Annotated in this window: 12 protein-coding genes; 3 read left to right on the top strand and 9 right to left on the bottom strand. The window is 37.3% G+C overall.

Annotated features, from left to right (window positions below):
* Positions 1-113: 113 nt before the first annotated feature.
* From VJJ26_05720 to VJJ26_05700, 5 genes are all read right to left on the bottom strand, one after another.
* The gene (locus VJJ26_05720; GenBank protein HLC07648.1) at positions 114-1,115 is read right to left on the bottom strand and encodes a VWA domain-containing protein; all 1,002 of its coding nucleotides are present in this window, start codon (positions 1,113-1,115) and stop codon (positions 114-116) included.
* Positions 1,112-2,104 carry a VWA domain-containing protein gene (locus VJJ26_05715; protein HLC07647.1) on the bottom strand — a complete coding sequence of 331 codons (993 nt, stop codon included), beginning with the start codon at positions 2,102-2,104 and terminating at the stop codon, positions 1,112-1,114. The genes VJJ26_05720 and VJJ26_05715 overlap by 4 nt, the downstream gene beginning before the upstream one ends.
* The gene (locus tag VJJ26_05710; protein ID HLC07646.1) at positions 2,101-2,832 is read right to left on the bottom strand and encodes a lysophospholipid acyltransferase family protein; all 732 of its coding nucleotides are present in this window, start codon (positions 2,830-2,832) and stop codon (positions 2,101-2,103) included. The genes VJJ26_05715 and VJJ26_05710 overlap by 4 nt, the downstream gene beginning before the upstream one ends.
* Positions 2,833-2,840: 8 nt before the next feature.
* Complete coding sequence (locus VJJ26_05705; protein HLC07645.1) at positions 2,841-3,584, bottom strand: hypothetical protein; 744 nt, start codon at positions 3,582-3,584, stop codon at positions 2,841-2,843.
* A gap of 75 nt (positions 3,585-3,659) precedes the next feature.
* A complete protein-coding gene (locus VJJ26_05700; GenBank protein HLC07644.1) occupies positions 3,660-4,031 on the bottom strand; it encodes a hypothetical protein in 372 nt (123 codons plus the stop codon).
* Positions 4,032-4,443: 412 nt separating this feature from the next.
* Between VJJ26_05700 and topA the strand changes: the two genes are divergently transcribed.
* The 3 genes from topA to VJJ26_05685 all read left to right on the top strand — a co-directional run bounded on the left by topA (position 4,444) and on the right by VJJ26_05685 (position 7,524).
* Entirely contained in the window at positions 4,444-6,690 is a 2,247-nt protein-coding gene (topA, locus tag VJJ26_05695) for a type I DNA topoisomerase (GenBank protein HLC07643.1), read from the top strand.
* A gap of 189 nt (positions 6,691-6,879) precedes the next feature.
* Positions 6,880-7,128, top strand: a complete 249-nt coding sequence (locus tag VJJ26_05690; protein ID HLC07642.1) for a hypothetical protein — start codon at positions 6,880-6,882, stop codon at positions 7,126-7,128.
* 6 nt (positions 7,129-7,134) lie between these two features.
* A complete protein-coding gene (locus tag VJJ26_05685; protein HLC07641.1) occupies positions 7,135-7,524 on the top strand; it encodes a type II toxin-antitoxin system death-on-curing family toxin in 390 nt (129 codons plus the stop codon).
* Positions 7,525-7,594: 70 nt separating this feature from the next.
* On the opposite strand, the gene metG is transcribed toward VJJ26_05685, so the two are convergent.
* From metG to VJJ26_05665, 4 genes are all read right to left on the bottom strand, one after another.
* Positions 7,595-9,541 (bottom strand): methionine--tRNA ligase, encoded by a 1,947-nt coding sequence (metG, locus tag VJJ26_05680; GenBank protein HLC07640.1) that lies wholly within the window; start codon positions 9,539-9,541, stop codon positions 7,595-7,597.
* Positions 9,542-9,833: 292 nt separating this feature from the next.
* The gene (locus tag VJJ26_05675; protein HLC07639.1) at positions 9,834-10,739 is read right to left on the bottom strand and encodes a hypothetical protein; all 906 of its coding nucleotides are present in this window, start codon (positions 10,737-10,739) and stop codon (positions 9,834-9,836) included.
* Between the two features lie 30 nt (positions 10,740-10,769).
* Positions 10,770-12,608, bottom strand: a complete 1,839-nt coding sequence (locus tag VJJ26_05670; protein ID HLC07638.1) for a hypothetical protein — start codon at positions 12,606-12,608, stop codon at positions 10,770-10,772.
* A 100-nt stretch (positions 12,609-12,708) separates the two neighbouring features.
* Positions 12,709-17,027 (bottom strand): hypothetical protein (locus VJJ26_05665; GenBank protein HLC07637.1); only part of this gene is annotated, 4,319 nt, incomplete at its 5' end.

The following is a 17,027-nucleotide window of genomic DNA, read 5'->3' as shown; positions in this document are numbered from 1 at the left end:
CCTGAACTTGTTGAAGGATATCCCCGAGCGCTCGAAGATATCCTTCAACAAGTTCAGGACGAGCGCGATAAGATATCTTGAAAATAACTTAACAAATGTCGCTATTCCTAATTTCATAATAACCACTCAAGCGCAAAACAGATAAAACTTACTAACAAAAAATAATGATACTGGTCTTCATAACGAGAAAATTTCTGTTCTGCAAGTTCTTCTTTCTCAAAGGCATTCACTGCCGAAACAAATGCTGTAACATCATCGTCATTATCAGTTGCACGAATATAACTACCGCCAGCATCTTGAGAAAGCGTACGCAAAATACCTTCATTCAACCGTGATATAACCACGCCACCTTTTGCATCTTTTTGATGTCCGATTATATTACCATGATGATCAAATAATGGAACCGGAGCTCCTTCTGGTGTACCAACCCCAATCGTAAAAATAGAAAGATGGGAATCGGTAGCTTCTTGTTTAATATCATTAAGGTTATGAGAAAAATCTTCACCATCAGTAAACAATACAAGTAATTTACTTTTTCGCTCTGGAATGGATACAAAAGAAGTGAGCGCTTGCCGTATGGCTTGATCAAGCGCGGTGGTTCCAGAAGAAATTAATTCTGCATCAACTGCGTCAAGATATAAATGAAACGCTGCATAATCGGACGTGAGCGGACATTGCACAAACGCAGAACCAGAAAATAGAATGAGTCCTACACGTTCACAAGAAAGTTTTTTAATAAGACGCTTAATTTTTTCTTTTGCACAGATCAATCGATTTGGTGAAGAATCTGTTGCTAACATACTGCGCGAAATATCAAGCGCAATATATAAATCGCGCCCTTCTTGCATCACCGTTTCTTCTGATTTATTCCATTGCGGTCGTAACAATGCTATGCATAAAAATAAAAACCCAACACTGAACAAAATACATTTTAAAAATTGTTTTTTTGGCGATACATTACGTAAAAATTCAACATGACTACCAACTAAAAGATTTTGCGCTTTTCGCTGTTTTCCATAACGAATGCACAATAATAGCACTGCGATTATTAATAAAAGAAAACACCATGCATTGTTAAGAGCGCCCCAGGTAATACTACTTATATTGATTGTCATAACCTAAACCATACATATGTTGAAAGTAATAATTCAAAAAAGAGAAGTCCCATAATAACAGCAACAAACGGAATCAACACATCATAATACAAGCTAAACATAGGAACTTCATGTTCTGTTTTTTCTAACGCATCAATTTTATCATAAATACGCCGCATGTCTCCTGCATTGCGCGCCAAGAAATAATGCCCACCCGTTTGACTCGCGACTTTCATCAACAAATCTTTATTGACCTTCGGTTTTGCAACAACCCCGTAGAGTGGATGCATAAAGACCTGTTCCTGTTCACTACCAATACCAACAGTGTATATTTTTATTCCTAATTTTTTTGCTACATCAATACCAACAGATGGATCCATATCACCTTCACTTGGTTCACCATCAGTCAAAACAATCATGACTTTACTTGTAGCCTGAGAGTGCTTTAGTCGGTTAGCAGCTGTTACAATTCCGGTGATCAACATGGTGCCTTCGGAATCTATAACGCCAAGCTTTAATTCATCCACCACATCTTTGAGCATTTGTTTATCAAACGTAATTGGACACCGCGACACCGTATCTTTACCAAACAAAACAAGACCAAGCGCATCACTCGTTCGTTTTTCAATAAAACGAATTGCTTCCGCCTTGGCTACATCAAATCGAGAACGTTCATCGTCATCATAGTCTCTAAATTGCATACTTCCAGAAACATCAAGAACCAAAACAATATCAATTCCCGAAAGCGGTATTTTAGAACGCGAATCAACTATCTGAAGTTTTGCCACAACAACTGCTAACAAAAGCAAAACAAGCACCCGTAAAAAATAAAAAACTTTTTTATGAATATGTGTAGTAACATTCTTTTTTTTAAGTGAATGTCCTAACGAATAACGATACACAACGGTTTTGTATAAAAACTTGCGCGCAATGATAATCAAAAAAATAACACCTAAAAGGATTGCACTATACCATGGATGTGCACACCGCACAAAAAAATTACTAATCACGCGCCCTGCTCCATTTGCTCAACAAACCAATTATGTACACGTTGTTTAAATGATTCATCCGTATCACTCTGCTCGTAGAGCAACGGTTTACCAACAATTACCGTGACTGGATACAGACGCAACCAAAAAGTTTCAGGCGGATATGCCTTATTAACGCCAATGACACAAACGGGAACAACAGGACGACCTGTCTTTTTTGCAATGATTGCAAATCCATTAAAAAAATCATGAACTTTCCCATCTATCCGTCGTGTACCTTCTGGAAAAATAATAAGGTTGCGATGATGATTGTTCACGATTGTTAATATTTTACGAAGCGATAACATAGCATTGCGTGGTGAAGATACATCAACAAGAACCGATATCAAAGGTACTAACCACCGTATAAAAACGGAATCCATTAATTCCGCTTTTGCCAGCCACACATGCGGCACACCTTTTGATAGTACGCCAACAAGAGGAATATCTAATGTTGATTGATGATTAGCCGCAAAAATGACTGCCTGATCTTTTGGAATGTTTTCTAAGCCTTTATACGTGATAGGTAAAAAAGTAATTTTCAAAATGGCAACGTAAAACCAATGTACGGGATAAAAAATAACGGGATATTTATAGCGATATTTCTCAGGAAAACAAATAAAGATAGCAATTGGAATGAAAAAAATAATGGTAACTACAATAAGCAAGAACCGTGAAAAAAGATTTCTGACAACCATTCCAATTTCCATGATAGTCCTTATTGCGTTGGTTTAAAATAAAGATCAAATTGATCATGAAGCTTTTTGATATAAATATTTGCATAGGTACATATACCGATTGGCAGCAATAACACGCCTATTATATTATAGATCACCGTTGGTATAATAATGATATTCCCATAATAGTGATAATAAAGCAGATTCAAAAACCACATTGGAAATCTCAAAATAATACCTATAGCCAGAATGAGTGGAAAATTAAAAATAATCATTTTTAATGCATACCACATTGAAAGAAGGAAGTTTTTTGGACCACCTTCTGAATCAAGAAAAAAGAGAACTAAAAAAATATACCATACCACAAGTGCTGATACATTAAAAATAGCTATAATAAACAACCAATACAGAATAATTTTTCTATACTGCGTACGTAAATAACTCCAATTTTTTTGCATCACAGAAGGTCGAGTAATAAAACAAACAGCCAAAAATAGTAGCCCATACAACACATATGACAACTCTCTCATATGAAAATAAAACCAGTACAGATTATAATCCCGAAGAGCCTCGAGTGGTCCATAGTAATTAGGAAAAGTGAATGGCCCAACTAAAGACAATAACACAGAAAACAATATCAAAGCCGGCACTACCCACCAGAAAAAACGAAACATCAATTTATATGCTTCTACTATTGATTTGAGTGTTACCATTGTAAATAATTGCAAATTCTTTGGTTTTAGTAATCTCAGCGAATCTATCCACGATTGAACGAGTGTCATCATATCTCCTTTATGTGTATCTGCTCTTATGTTCTTACCTTATAAAAGATTTGCTATTTCGACAAGTGGCAAAGAACTCTAAAAAATCCCCTCCACCTTCGTATTATGTTCCAATGCATATAAGCAATGCTCAACTTCTTCAGGCATGATATCCCCTTCTTCTTCCAATTCCTCCAATACCTGAACAACTCCGGTAATACAATCAGCATCATCGTCTGCGCACGTAAAAAAATCAGAAAACCACACAAAATGAATCCAGTCAAAAAGATCTTCCTGCGTAATACGCTCTTGCTTGAACCGTTTTAGTAGATTGATAAGATGTTGTCGCTCAATGATAACCGGATCAGCAAGCAAATCATTTTCGTCTTCATATGTGAGCGTAGGCACATCATCTTTGTTTAATTTTAAATCTCTTACTTTTTCCAATAAATCACGATATTTGACGGACATGATCTTCCCTTATGAATGAAACTATCTTTATACCTATTTTACACCATCATTCTTTTTTCTCAAAACCCTATCACTATTTTTCCAATTTGATTAAAACTATTGATTTTATATAAAAATAAATTCTATTATTGCAATAATAATAGTAATATGGGAATAAAAAATGGACAACCTTAAAAATACAATCGATAGATTATATAAAGCTTTACAAAAATATCGTATACGCGACAATCAGTAAAAAAAACAATCAATTATTTTTTTTAACAATCAGGCACATACAAACTGATTTATTAAATTATTTGACTTTTTGAAAATACATATTTTATTATAGAGTAGAGATAGGAAAAAAAAAGATGAAAAGAAAGTCATAATATGATACAACATAACGATCATTGGCTAAATTAAAAAGATAGATATGAAAAAGTTAATCATTGTTGAATCACCATCGAAAATTAAAACCATTTCCAAGTTATTGGACAAAGACTATGTCGTTATGTCCACTATGGGGCACATCAAGGACCTACCTTCAAAAAAGATTGGTGTTTCCATTGATAAAGACGGTGTTTCAATACAATATGTAGTTCTTGACGGTAAAGACCAAACAATTGCAAGTATCTGCAAACAAGCGTCTACGTGCGATATCATTTATCTAGCCCCCGATCCTGATCGTGAGGGGGAAATCATTGGCTGGCACATTGCACAAGAAATTGCAAAAGTAGCTAAAAAGAATGCGAAAATCTACCGAATCAGTTTTAACGAAATTACCGAACCAGCAATTATAAATGCTATCAGTCATCCTGGCGAAATTAACATGAAGCTTGTTGAAGCACAGCAAGCACGCCGTGTATTGGATAGGTGGGTAGGTTACGAAGTTTCTCCTATTTTATGGAGAAAAATAGCAAAAGGTCTTTCAGCAGGACGTGTGCAATCAGTAGCGTTGCGCATGATTTGTGACCGCGAAAAATCCATTCGCAGCTTTGTTCCAGAAGAATATTGGAGCATTACCGGCAGCTTTGCACATAACAAGGCACTCATCGCAGCTCCATTAACCAATATTGGCAAAGAAAAAGCTGAAATAAAAGACGAAAAAACAGCTACCAAAGTTATTGATGGTATCAAAAAAGAAAAATATGCCATTGATTCTGTTACCGATAAAGTTCGTACCAGAAACCCACTTCCTCCCTTTATGACGAGTACTTTGCAACAAGCTGCATACAACTTACTTGGGTTTTCCGTTAAAAAAACGATGCAAATTGCACAACACTTGTATGAAGGTTTGCCGCTTAAAGACCCAACCTCTCCGGTAGCCCTTATTACGTACATGCGTACTGATTCATTACGTATTGCTGATACTGCATTACAACAAGTACGCTCTTTTATCACTAAAAATTATAAATCTGATTATCTGCCTGCCAAAGCAAACGTATTCGAAAAAAAGACAAAAACAAAAACACAAGATGCCCATGAAGCAATCAGACCAATTGACATTACAATGGCCCCAGAAAAAATTAGACAATATCTCCCACCAGATGAAGCAAAATTATATGACCTAATTTGGAAACGCTTTGTTGCGTGTCAAATGAAAGCGGCTGAATACGCACAACGCCAAGTTGTTATCAAAGGCGGTATTTATACTTTTAAAGTTACTGGCTCAACACTTATTTTTGATGGTTTCTTACACGTCTATCAAGAAGAGGAAGAAGGCGAAAAAGACGATAAAGTTGTACTACCAGCAGATATTAAAGCAAAAAAACCACTCGATCTTAAAAAAATGGATCCTAAACAACACTTTACTCAGCCTCAACCACGCTTTACTGAAGCTTCGCTCGTTAAAGAGCTGGAAAAAGAAGGCATTGGACGACCAAGTACATATGCAACAATTCTTAACACCATCCGCGCACGCGCATATACAACACTAGAAAAAAAGAAATTTGTGCCAACAGAACTTGGCATGGTTGTTACCGACATGCTCGTGAAAAATTTACCAGACATCATGGATCCTAAGTTTACCGCACTTATGGAAGAAGAATTAGATAAAGTTGCACATGGAGAGCTTGAACGCGATGTGCTACTCAAAAACTTCCATAAAACATTTGAAAAAGATCTCGCTGCATTTAGCGGCAAAGATGCAAATAAAAAAGCTGTTGAAACTGATATCACCTGTCCACAATGCAAAGACCATAAACTTGCGATACGATTCGGCAAATCTGGTGAATTTTTGGGCTGTACTGGTTATCCCGAATGTCACTTTACTTCCAACTTTGTGCGTGATGAAAAAGGTGTTATTGAATTAAAAGAGGTAGAAGCGCCAAAATTATTGGATAAAGATTGTCCTGTGTGTGGCAAAAAATTGCGACAAATGCACGGTAAATATGGTGACTTTATCGCATGTTCTGGCTACCCAGAATGTAAATACATAGAACGTAAAAAATTACCATTCCCATGCCCACAATGCGGTAATGATATTATCGAACGCGCATGGCGTGGTGGTAAATTCTGGGGATGCGCGGGATACCCTCAATGCAAACTTGCAATCTTTGATGCAGTTGAAGAAACTCCATGCCCACAATGTAAGTGGCCGTTCTTGACCAAGAAAACAAACAAAGAAGGCGAATCTACACTGATTTGTGTTAATAAAGAATGTAATTATAAATCGCAATAATAGATCAAAATAAGTAGGCGGTAGTAATGTTAAATCACTACCCGCATTTTCAATTGAAGAAACTCCCTGCCATAGTTTAGGTAACCGTTCTTAGCTAGAAAAAACTGAACCATTTTAACAATGTATTGACCTATGTTACAACATGGTTATATACTAAACATAGAATTAAGCCTAAAAAATAGGAATCTCATGATTAAAAAACTATCAAAACATGGCAACAGCCTGGCCGTTCTCATTGATAAACCAATTCTTGATCTTCTCAATATAAACGAACAAACACGCATCAACATAAGAACTGATGGTACTAATATCATCATAGAACCCATTCACGCAGAATCAGCATCATCACTTATTAGCGAAGATCCGAAGTTGCAAGAATTATACGAAGAACTCGTTGATAAATATAATACCGTTCTCAAAAAGTTATCAAAAAATTAATTAGTTATGAAAATTAAATTTCTTACACTTGAAGACGTAAAATTGATTCAAATTAATCAAATCAATCGCTATGGCGGACTTCATGGATTACGAGATGAGAACTTACTAGATTCGGCAATTAACTATCCCCGTGCCACCTTCGATCAAAAATATCTACACCCTGATATTTATCACATGGCCTCAAGCTATATGTATGCAATTATAAAAAATCATCCATTCCTTGATGGCAATAAACGAACTGGTCTTATAGTTGCTATTCTTTTTTTGGCATACAACGATATTTTTATTGACGCTCAAGATGATGAACTATTTGATTTGACTGTTTCAATGGCTCAATCAAAAATTACTGAATCAGAAGCTGCTATTTTTTTTAAACAAAAATCGGTTAAACATTAATGAACCATAAAAAACAAATAAAAAAGGGCTGATACACTCAGCCCTTTTTTTGAAATCATTCTTAACCAATTTACTTCAATCGTACGCCGTTACCAACGGAATCAGGAAATTGAACCAATTGAGGTTTACCATTTTCATCTTCTGGCATCATCATCATGCCATTTGATTCAGTACCAGCCATTTTGCGCGGTTTTAAGTTGGCTGCAAATAATCCACGTTTTCCCACAAGATCCGCTGGGGTGTACCACTTTTTAATTCCTGAAAAAATTGTACGCTTACCCTTTGCTCCCAAGTCAACCGTTAATTGCAAAAGTTTATCGTATCCCGCAACCTCAACGCACGCATCTATGGTACCTGTTAGTAATTCCACTTTTGCCAGGTCATCTATAGTGATGTAATCATTTTGCAGTTGCTCAGCAACTACTTTTTCAGTTTCTTCTGACTTCATTGATTTTTCCTCTGTTATTTCACGTACAGGTTTTTCAAACAATGTTGGAATTTTTTTCAATGTAAATGTTTTGTTCCAGCTATTTAATTCTAAATTTTCAAGCGTGTGATCTTCGTGTTTAAACGACACACCAAGACTTGCAAGCAACTCTTCCATTTTCTTTGGCATAACTGGCCACAATAATAATGCAACAGTACGCAAGCTATGGCACGTGCTTGAAATAATCTCTAAAAACAATTGTGTATCATTCTTGGCAACTTTCCATGGCTCCTGACCGTGAAAATATGCGTTTGTTGCATGTATAAATTTCCACAAACGCGCAAGCGCATGATGAAACATATAATCATCCATGTGTACACAAAAATCTTTTACAGTTTGCATGCTTTCATCATGCAAACTGAGTGATGCTTGGGATAATTTTGATGGAACATTAACTTCTGTAACTCCATGCTTTTCAGCTAACGCAACCATACGGTTTAGTAAGTTACCCAAATCATTAGCCAAATCTGATTCAATACGATTTTCTACATCTGCAATACTAAAATCACCATCTTGATTTACCGCAATTTGTCGCAACAAATAATATCTGATTGGTTCTGCACCATATTTTTTTTCTAATTCGATCGGATCAATTACATTACCAAGAGATTTGGACATTTTCTGTTTATCAACTTTAATCCATCCATGCACCAGTAATTTTTTGGGAAGAGGTAAATCAGCTACCATCAGCATTGCTGGCCAATACACTGCGTGGAATCGTATGATATCTTTACCCAGAATCTGTACATCAGCTGGCCACCATTTCTTAAACTCGTCTTGTTTATCTGGTTGACCATACCCAATACCAGTTATGTAATTTGATAAGGCTTCCACCCATACATATACCGTATGGAGTGGATCATGAGGAAATGGCACACCCCATTTGACTGTTGTTCGAGAAATACTTAAATCTTTTAAACCAGATTCAACAAAACTGGTAACTTCGTGTAACCGTTCTTTTGGTGCAATAAAATCTGGATTTTCTTTATAAAACGCAAGGAGTCTATCACCAAACGCGGAGAGTTTAAAAAAGTATGTTTCTTCTGAAACAATGTGCGTATCTCTGCCACAGGATGGGCATTGCGGCCCCTTTGTGTACTGCTCGTGATCATTAATTTCAACGACAAATGTTTCACAGGGCGTACAATACCACCCTTTGTACACTGATTTATAAATATAACCTTTATCCATCAGCACCGTCACAAACTCTTGCGCACCTTTTACGTGATAATCATCGGTAGTACGAATAAATTTGTCATACCGAATATCATATAATTCCCATGCTTTTTTGAAATCGGAAATAAAACTATCAACAAAATCTTTAGGTGATTTTTGTGCTTGTTCAGCCGCCTGGGCTATTTTTTGGCCATGCTCATCGGTACCTGTCAAAAAGAATACATCTTTGCCCTGCAACTTATTCCATCGAGCGATGGTATCAGCAAGTAGTGTAGAATATAATGATCCCAAATGTGGTTTGGCGGTAACATAATAAATAGGAGTTGTTACATAAAAACTTTTTTTCTGTTCCATAATCTCTCGGCAAATAATTGTGTGGATAAATAACGCAAGTCACTCTATTTCCCCTTGCCCCCTTCCACTGCGCTCATTCTGAACTGGTTGAAGAATAAAGCGCGCTTAATCCTTCAACCAGTTCAGGATGAGCGCGAATACGTTATAGACCAGGTTAGATTAAAGGCTTACATCTACTATGAAAAAGATTACGCGTAGCAACAGTTATTGTCAAAAAAACAAAGAGAAACGGGGTTTTTCGGCTCCGTTTCTCTCTTTTAAATTCAAAATTATTATTTTATAATAACAATTTTTATTCTATACATGGATTACAGCTACACAGATACACTTGGTACAGAAGTACATATAAGCTCTTTAGCCATGTCATCATGTCAACTTCAGTGTTATCAATAAAATCAGTAATAGTAAGACCTTCAGAGCATGATGGTATGTCAATTACTATTGCATCAGGATCACCAATCAAATCTTTAACATCTTCTATTTTGTGCTTTATTTTCTTACAACATTTTCTTGCGTCTTTACCTTGACACTCTAAGCGTTGATTAACCGCATTACAACATTGCTGCAGTGCACATAGTTGTTGATTGAGTTTACATTTACTAATACATTCAGTGACTATTCCACAAGGACCACATGGATCAACAAGTTCTTCACGCGGTGCACGAGAAACACCCGCAGGAAGTTCATCCAATGCTGCTTCTTTAGTCACTATTGCCGCAGCCGCCATTGCCATTCTCATCAATCCCCGTTGGCAGGTATTGCAACGCGAACGATTTTCGCCTTGGCAACCAAGGCTACCTGGTTGAGCACAGAATTCACAACATGCTTCAACTATATCTTTTGATGGATCCTGCTGAATACTTGCTGCCATTTCATCTCGTGTGGTTCTACTGCATGGCTTACATTTTGCAGGATCTTGATCTATATCTGCTGCCATTTCGTCGCGCGTAGTTCTACTACACGGCTTACATTTTGCATCAGCATCTAATTCTGCTTCTCGTGAAAATGGCTTACCTACAGCTAAATCTGCCGTTTGGGCATCTTTAATTGATTGCGCATGAGCATCTCTAATCGATTTTGCTGCCTGACATGGAGAGCACTTACCAGCCTCTGCTACAGCTACTGCAGAAACGGTCATTGCAGCTACAACAACCATTGAAAAAATTGTTTTTTTATACTGTGTTACTATTGTTTTCATCTTCATTCCCTTTTTCAAAAAATAAATTTTTTAGAAGTATATTGTCAAACCAAGATGGCCTTCACTTTCCTTCATAGCATGTCTACCAGAAACGATTTGTGTTCCGCCACCAAAGACTTCAAAATAGTGACAACGGTAGAATATTTGACCACGCAACTTATTAGTGAATGAATTGGTATTGTGTTCGTAAATATCAACACTCATTGGTTGATCTGGACGACCTAACAAATCTGTTGCTGTTTCATTATTACACGGAATGCATGAACCAAATGATACACGATCGTTGCCTTTAGCAAACAACTCATAACCAAGAACAAATCCAAGATCAGGATTATGCGGATGGAAGAAGCTAAAATCAGTGCGTAGAACAAAATAGTTCCATGAAACATTCACATCAATTTCTGGTCCGATGTTCGCAACTGTTGCACCGGTAAATGGAGCAGCACGTTTTTCAGTACGTTTACATACATGGAAGAATGATGGACGAATTTCAAATGCAAACCATGAACGTGGCTTCCAACCACCATCTACAGCAAGTTTAATTTCGACGTGACCGTTGTTACCAAGTGTTTGGTAATAGATGCGTTTAGCATTTTCTTGTTTTTTAGCTGTTGGGAACTGAACACCAAACAGACCATCTACAAACCAGTCATCATAGTGACCAATACCACCGTATACTTCGGCAAATAAGTCACCAACACCAACAACACGTTCGTATGCAAGCAAATTAATGCCATTATCTAAAAAGAACGTAGAAGCTGGTTCAGAAATTAAAAGATCACCATCAATGATTGCTCGCACATTAGTTAAAATATCTTCCGCATTAGTAGTCAGCGTCCCATCTGCCTCAGCACGTGGAACTAAAAAGAGAGTACCTTGTGCATTTCTGTCTTGTCGCAAGTTACCAGCGTAATCAACACCCATTGAAAGGAAATATGTTTCTCCATCAATACCTTGACCATCAGGTCCCAATACAAGACCTACTTGAGCATCTGTTCTTCTAAATGGAGGTATTGGTGCAGTACCGTCGTCACTTTTTATCATATAGCCAGCAAGCCCAGCCATTGCTGAACTGGTACCAGCGATCTGCTGACCAGTAACCAAAACAGATCCAGGAGGAGTATTACTATATCTTACCACAGGAACTGGCGTTACTATTTCACTCGGAGTAGTTACAGAATTAAAAACCAATGTACTGAGAAAATCGAAACGCATAGCATATTCAATTTGATCTGGATCAATTCCCTCATCATATTTGACAATTCGTGTTATGAAAACATCATCCAATGTTTCTTCAATTTCAATACTGGTGTCTTGTTCAATTTCAATAATCTTATATGGAATATATGTTCTTGCACCAATGTGGAACCTATCATCTTGACCAACATAACGCGCAAAATCTACACCTATATGTGCGCCAACTTCATTGTAATCAAAAACAGGTCTAATACGCGCAAAAGCTAAAAATGGATTAACACTATTTACCAATTCTTGAGCAGGAGAAAGAGGTCCAGCAAATGTTCCGCCAGCAAATACTTCTTCACCACGAAACACTGCTTTACCAAAAAACAGTTGCGCTAATGGTACTGTATCACGAGTTATTTTGTCAGCATGGCACGGATCACATGTACCAAACGCTTTGCTTGCAACACGCGTATACCCAGCTCCCCAAAAATGTATATTCCAATCTGTATTCGTTTTTTCACTTGGCATTTGATCGTACCACCATGCTTGATCAGATGGTGCAAGTAACCAATGCATATACCCACGATCTTCTAGACTCAGCGGTGATCTAAATTGAAAAGTCGCATGAAGTGCCCCACCACATAATGCGCCTAAAAGCACAATACTTTTTAAGGTTTTCTTCATTAATTTCCTTTTGTTTATTACGTCCATACCAACTACCTTTTTTTAATTGTTGCACGTTTATGATAACGGGATGGGTGCTTTCACACCCATCCCATTTTTATTAGTCTTCTATATTTGTTGCTGTTAATATTTCACCCAAATCTGGGTCGATATTTACAAACACTGCTGCAGTATCAATTGCATTTCTGCGTTTAGATTCTTCTTGACCTTCTCCAAAAAGATCATAGAGAGCACCACGAATAATAATACCACTAATTACTGCATCAATACGCGCACCATCAAATTCTGGTCTAAAGCTATCTCCCTGACTTGCAGCATTCGCTCTACCAAAAGTATTAACACGATCAAATTCTACTAATGCATCATGCGTTTTCATATAATCAAAAAACTCTGCACCAGTTAAGCCTTCTACATCAACATTCGGTTGCTGTAATAACGTTGATGCCATAATACTTGCACTCAAGCGATTGGTAATATCACCATCTTGATCAAGAACAATTGGATGAACACCACCGCTTCCTGGTCGAATTAATACTATATTACCACCACCAGCAACGTTAAAGTCTGACCCTCTTTGCAACGTAGGACTAATGTTTTCATCAGGTATTTGGAAGTCTAGATCAAACTCCACATCACCTTCTCCACTGATTGCTACTAATGAAGCATTGGTATCATCACCAGAGAATATACGATCGTGTTGGAAGATACCATTAAAGAAGTGGAATGTTATTTTTTCAACATTACTTAATGTATTAACGATGTTTGCGTTCGGTGTAAAGTCTACAGAACATGCTCGTGAACGTAACACTTCATCGCAACATCCATCAAAGCGTTCAACACCAACTCCAAGACCAAGGAATCCGCGACTACCAATTAAGAAGTTAGCGTTTTCACCATCAAGCGTTAATGTAAAGTTGACAGAATGATCTGCTCCAAGATCTTCAATGTTACCAATTTGAAGAACACCGCCTTCATTGTAGTTGAAATGTCCAATCGCAAACACACCATTATCAGCAATATTCAATGTAATATTAGTTGTTGGAATTGTGCATGTAGCAGTATCAATTGTTTCAATACCAACAAATGCATTGAATGGTATTAAGCCTTGTGCATTATCAACTAATTCAATAGTTCCACCACCAATAATTCTTACACGGAATTGATCAGTGTTATGCAGACCTTGTCCAAAGTTAGTCAACGAAGAAAGTGGATTGTGAATATTTGCTGCAATAACTGTCGTTATTGGAAGTGTTGAATCATGTACTCCATGAGGAATAGCAAAGAAGAAATCTTCTGCACTTATTGATGATTCAAACAGAAGCTGTGAATTTTCAGCAAAGCGCAATGTTCCTGCGCCAGTGATAATCTTAGCACCTGGTTCAACAACCAACTTCAACTCTCCCATAAATGCAACAATATCTGTTACATCAGTGAATGATGTCAAATTAAGTGTACCAGTTGATTTAAGACGAATTTCACGCGGCACTGCACTATATAGTTGTAATGAATCACATGATTCAAAGTTAGGACCTTTTACAAATGCACACACATTAGTAATAACTAAGTCATCGTTTACAACAACTTGACCTGAGCCATCAGCGATAATAGTTACGCCATTTGCTCCCAACGTTGTTGTACTGTCAAGACCAATACGACCATTATTTCTGAGAACAACTACTGCCACAGGAGCTTCTGCAGGACACTCTGAAATAGGTGAGAATGTTAAACTACGAACATAACCACCATCAATCAAGAACTGCGCAGGATCGCCAAGACGCGTTCCACGAAGTTGCAAGTCATTAACTTCTCCTTGAATTGTTGGCAGTCCTGTTACATTTGCTTCTGTCACAGGTGGACATACACAAGAAGATGTACAACAACTAAACGGCGTAAAGTTTGGACAATCTTTCTTAGCAAGCAACCAGTTCAATATGTATACAGCTAAGGTTTGATCTGGACCAATGATTATTTGATCTTCAGGATCAGCCAAGTTCATATCCCATGTTGTAACACCTGCACCGTTGCTGAAGAAGACTTGATCGGCAGGAAGGTCCACAATACCATTATGACTCTTAATTACCATCACACCTATATTAACTAAAAATCCTGGTTCAATGCTAATTTTACCATTCAAATCAACAAATATAGCATTTTTACCAGTGAGAACGCTTCGTGCAACGGTTGCTTCTCCACCTCTTGTTTGGAATGAGAACACATTACCTGCAATACGTAACCACGGATTTGTATCTATATTAAATCCAGTTGTATCAGCATTTACACCGATCGAAATATTACTGCAACCACCCAAGAATATTGTATGGATTGAAGTAGTACCTGCATCGCTTGGAAGTATAGAATTATTAATACTATCATCATTTTCTTCGGTCAAAAGATCCAAGGTTTGATTACCATTTGGATCAAGTGGATTCAGTCTAGATGCTATAGCCTCATCTTGTTCCATAATATCAAGATGCGCATCTCCATCAATACGAGAACATCCGTCAGCTGCCGTTGATCCAATACGTGTACCGAGAATCATTTGACGACCGGTACCATTATCAACACATGCACCATTCGAATAGAAAATGAAACTAGAAAGATTTGCTCGCAATACACCAAGATGATCAACAAAGTTTGGTACTACTAAATCCAAACCAGTTAATGCTATATCAGTGTTTACATTAAGCTCAGCATTTATAAAACGTATACTTGGTCTTATATCTGAACACAACAATTTGAATGTTTCACCACCAATGTATGTTGGTTCTGATCTAAGATCATTACATGGACAAACGTTATGACATTCATCAGTATGACTTAATGCTGTATTACGCAAGTTCATTCTATTGTTAATCAAGAATGCACCACAATTGTACATCAGGAATTCATTATCTTCTGTATTGAATGTACGTAGTGGGAAGTTTATTTCACCTGATCCTACAAAAAGAGAACCACCTGTTGGGAATACTTCTAAAGAAAGCAATTCTATTTTACTTGTAACACAATCACAAGCCGCGGTAGCTCCGGTAACATCCAATTCACCTTCAACATCAAAAACAATATTACCAGCACCATGAGTATGATTTGATGGATCTACTGTGAATGGATCCATATCAGATTCATCACGAATTGTACCATCCTCACCAATACCTGACCTTAAGAAGAGAGCAGCTCTCTCTCCAAATAATATTTGTGCATCGACCGAACTTGGATTGAGATTACCATCAATTATCAACGCTGATGGGTTACGCATTTTAAGTAATTTACTTATTGAGCCTCCATTGCGAAGCGCAATACATGGAAGTTGATTAAGAGCAAGACTAACAAAATCAAGATACGAATCTGTATCAACAAGTAATGCACCATTCGCACCTATGACAACACCATACCGTTTACCAGAGAAATTTCCACGATAACCATCATGATCTTCGCGAGCACGAAGATTTAAGAATGGATCAATTAATAATTCGGATAATGTTTCATTCTTATCTAAGACAAGTAGTCCCGCTGAAATGAAGGAACCCAAACTATTATATGTTTTCCAAATTGCTTGATATCCTGCAGCAACACTCAGCTTAATATCAGCCAATGTTATACATCCACCATTTCTTTGACATGTATAATGACCAGCCGCTATAAATGCACCTTTATTTTCGATTTCTAAAAGCATACGACCAAGACCATCAATTGCCGGATCAAATTGGATGTATCCAGCGTCACTCGCACAACCAATCTTACGTGAAGATAAAAAGCTCATGCGTGATTTAGGACCTATGACAACATGTTTATTTCTGTTGGAAGCCCGTATTGGAGTATCCAACGAAACAAAACTTAAGGTTGGTCTGCATGCACTATTTTCATTACAACCATTTCCTGGTGAACAATATTCATCACAAGAATATTCATCATTAAATAAACCGCCAGATACATATTCATCACAGCAGCAATCTCTTGGTTTACAATATTCATCGCAACAATATTCATCAACTGGCGCATTAGCTCCACCATACATCAGTACGTAGTAAAGGGCACCACCAGAACAATCTTGAGAAGTAAGTTTAAACACTTTACCTTCACCAATCGCAACTTCAACTGTTCCTGGTCCACTTTGGACCATTAAGAGATCATCTGCGGTAATTTGAGAAGAACCTACAAACGTTATATCATGATCGACTTCAAAACGAATTTTTCTGCCTTCTGCAGCTATTAAATAAAGATCGGACTCACCAGCCCAATGACCACTCAGTGTTACATCTCTTGTTAATGTAACAGTCACGTCTTTGTGAATCGCTTCAATTTTTACTCCACCTAAAGGAAGTAAAACATCATCTTTTATGACGAGATTTTCATCGATTACGTTATTGGTAGATGTCCCCCTCCATATTACATCTGCCAACACAGTAGAAGACGCTAAAGATA

This window comes from Candidatus Babeliales bacterium (assembly GCA_035288105.1).
Lineage (GTDB): Bacteria > Babelota > Babeliae > Babelales > Vermiphilaceae > SOIL31.
The sequence above is the reverse complement of the archived record's forward strand: the minus strand, read 5'-3'. Positions and strand labels throughout refer to the sequence as shown.

Coding starts and splice junctions, on each gene's coding strand:
- VJJ26_05720 (HLC07648.1), bottom strand. CDS start 1,115: ATGACAATCAATATAAGTAGTATTACCTGGGGCGCTCTTAACAATGCA.
- VJJ26_05710 (HLC07646.1), bottom strand. CDS start 2,832: ATGGAAATTGGAATGGTTGTCAGAAATCTTTTTTCACGGTTCTTGCTT.
- VJJ26_05705 (HLC07645.1), bottom strand. CDS start 3,584: ATGATGACACTCGTTCAATCGTGGATAGATTCGCTGAGATTACTAAAA.
- VJJ26_05700 (HLC07644.1), bottom strand. CDS start 4,031: ATGTCCGTCAAATATCGTGATTTATTGGAAAAAGTAAGAGATTTAAAA.
- topA (HLC07643.1), top strand. CDS start 4,444: ATGAAAAAGTTAATCATTGTTGAATCACCATCGAAAATTAAAACCATT.
- VJJ26_05690 (HLC07642.1), top strand. CDS start 6,880: ATGATTAAAAAACTATCAAAACATGGCAACAGCCTGGCCGTTCTCATT.
- VJJ26_05685 (HLC07641.1), top strand. CDS start 7,135: ATGAAAATTAAATTTCTTACACTTGAAGACGTAAAATTGATTCAAATT.
- metG (HLC07640.1), bottom strand. CDS start 9,541: ATGGAACAGAAAAAAAGTTTTTATGTAACAACTCCTATTTATTATGTT.
- VJJ26_05675 (HLC07639.1), bottom strand. CDS start 10,739: ATGAAAACAATAGTAACACAGTATAAAAAAACAATTTTTTCAATGGTT.
- VJJ26_05670 (HLC07638.1), bottom strand. CDS start 12,608: ATGAAGAAAACCTTAAAAAGTATTGTGCTTTTAGGCGCATTATGTGGT.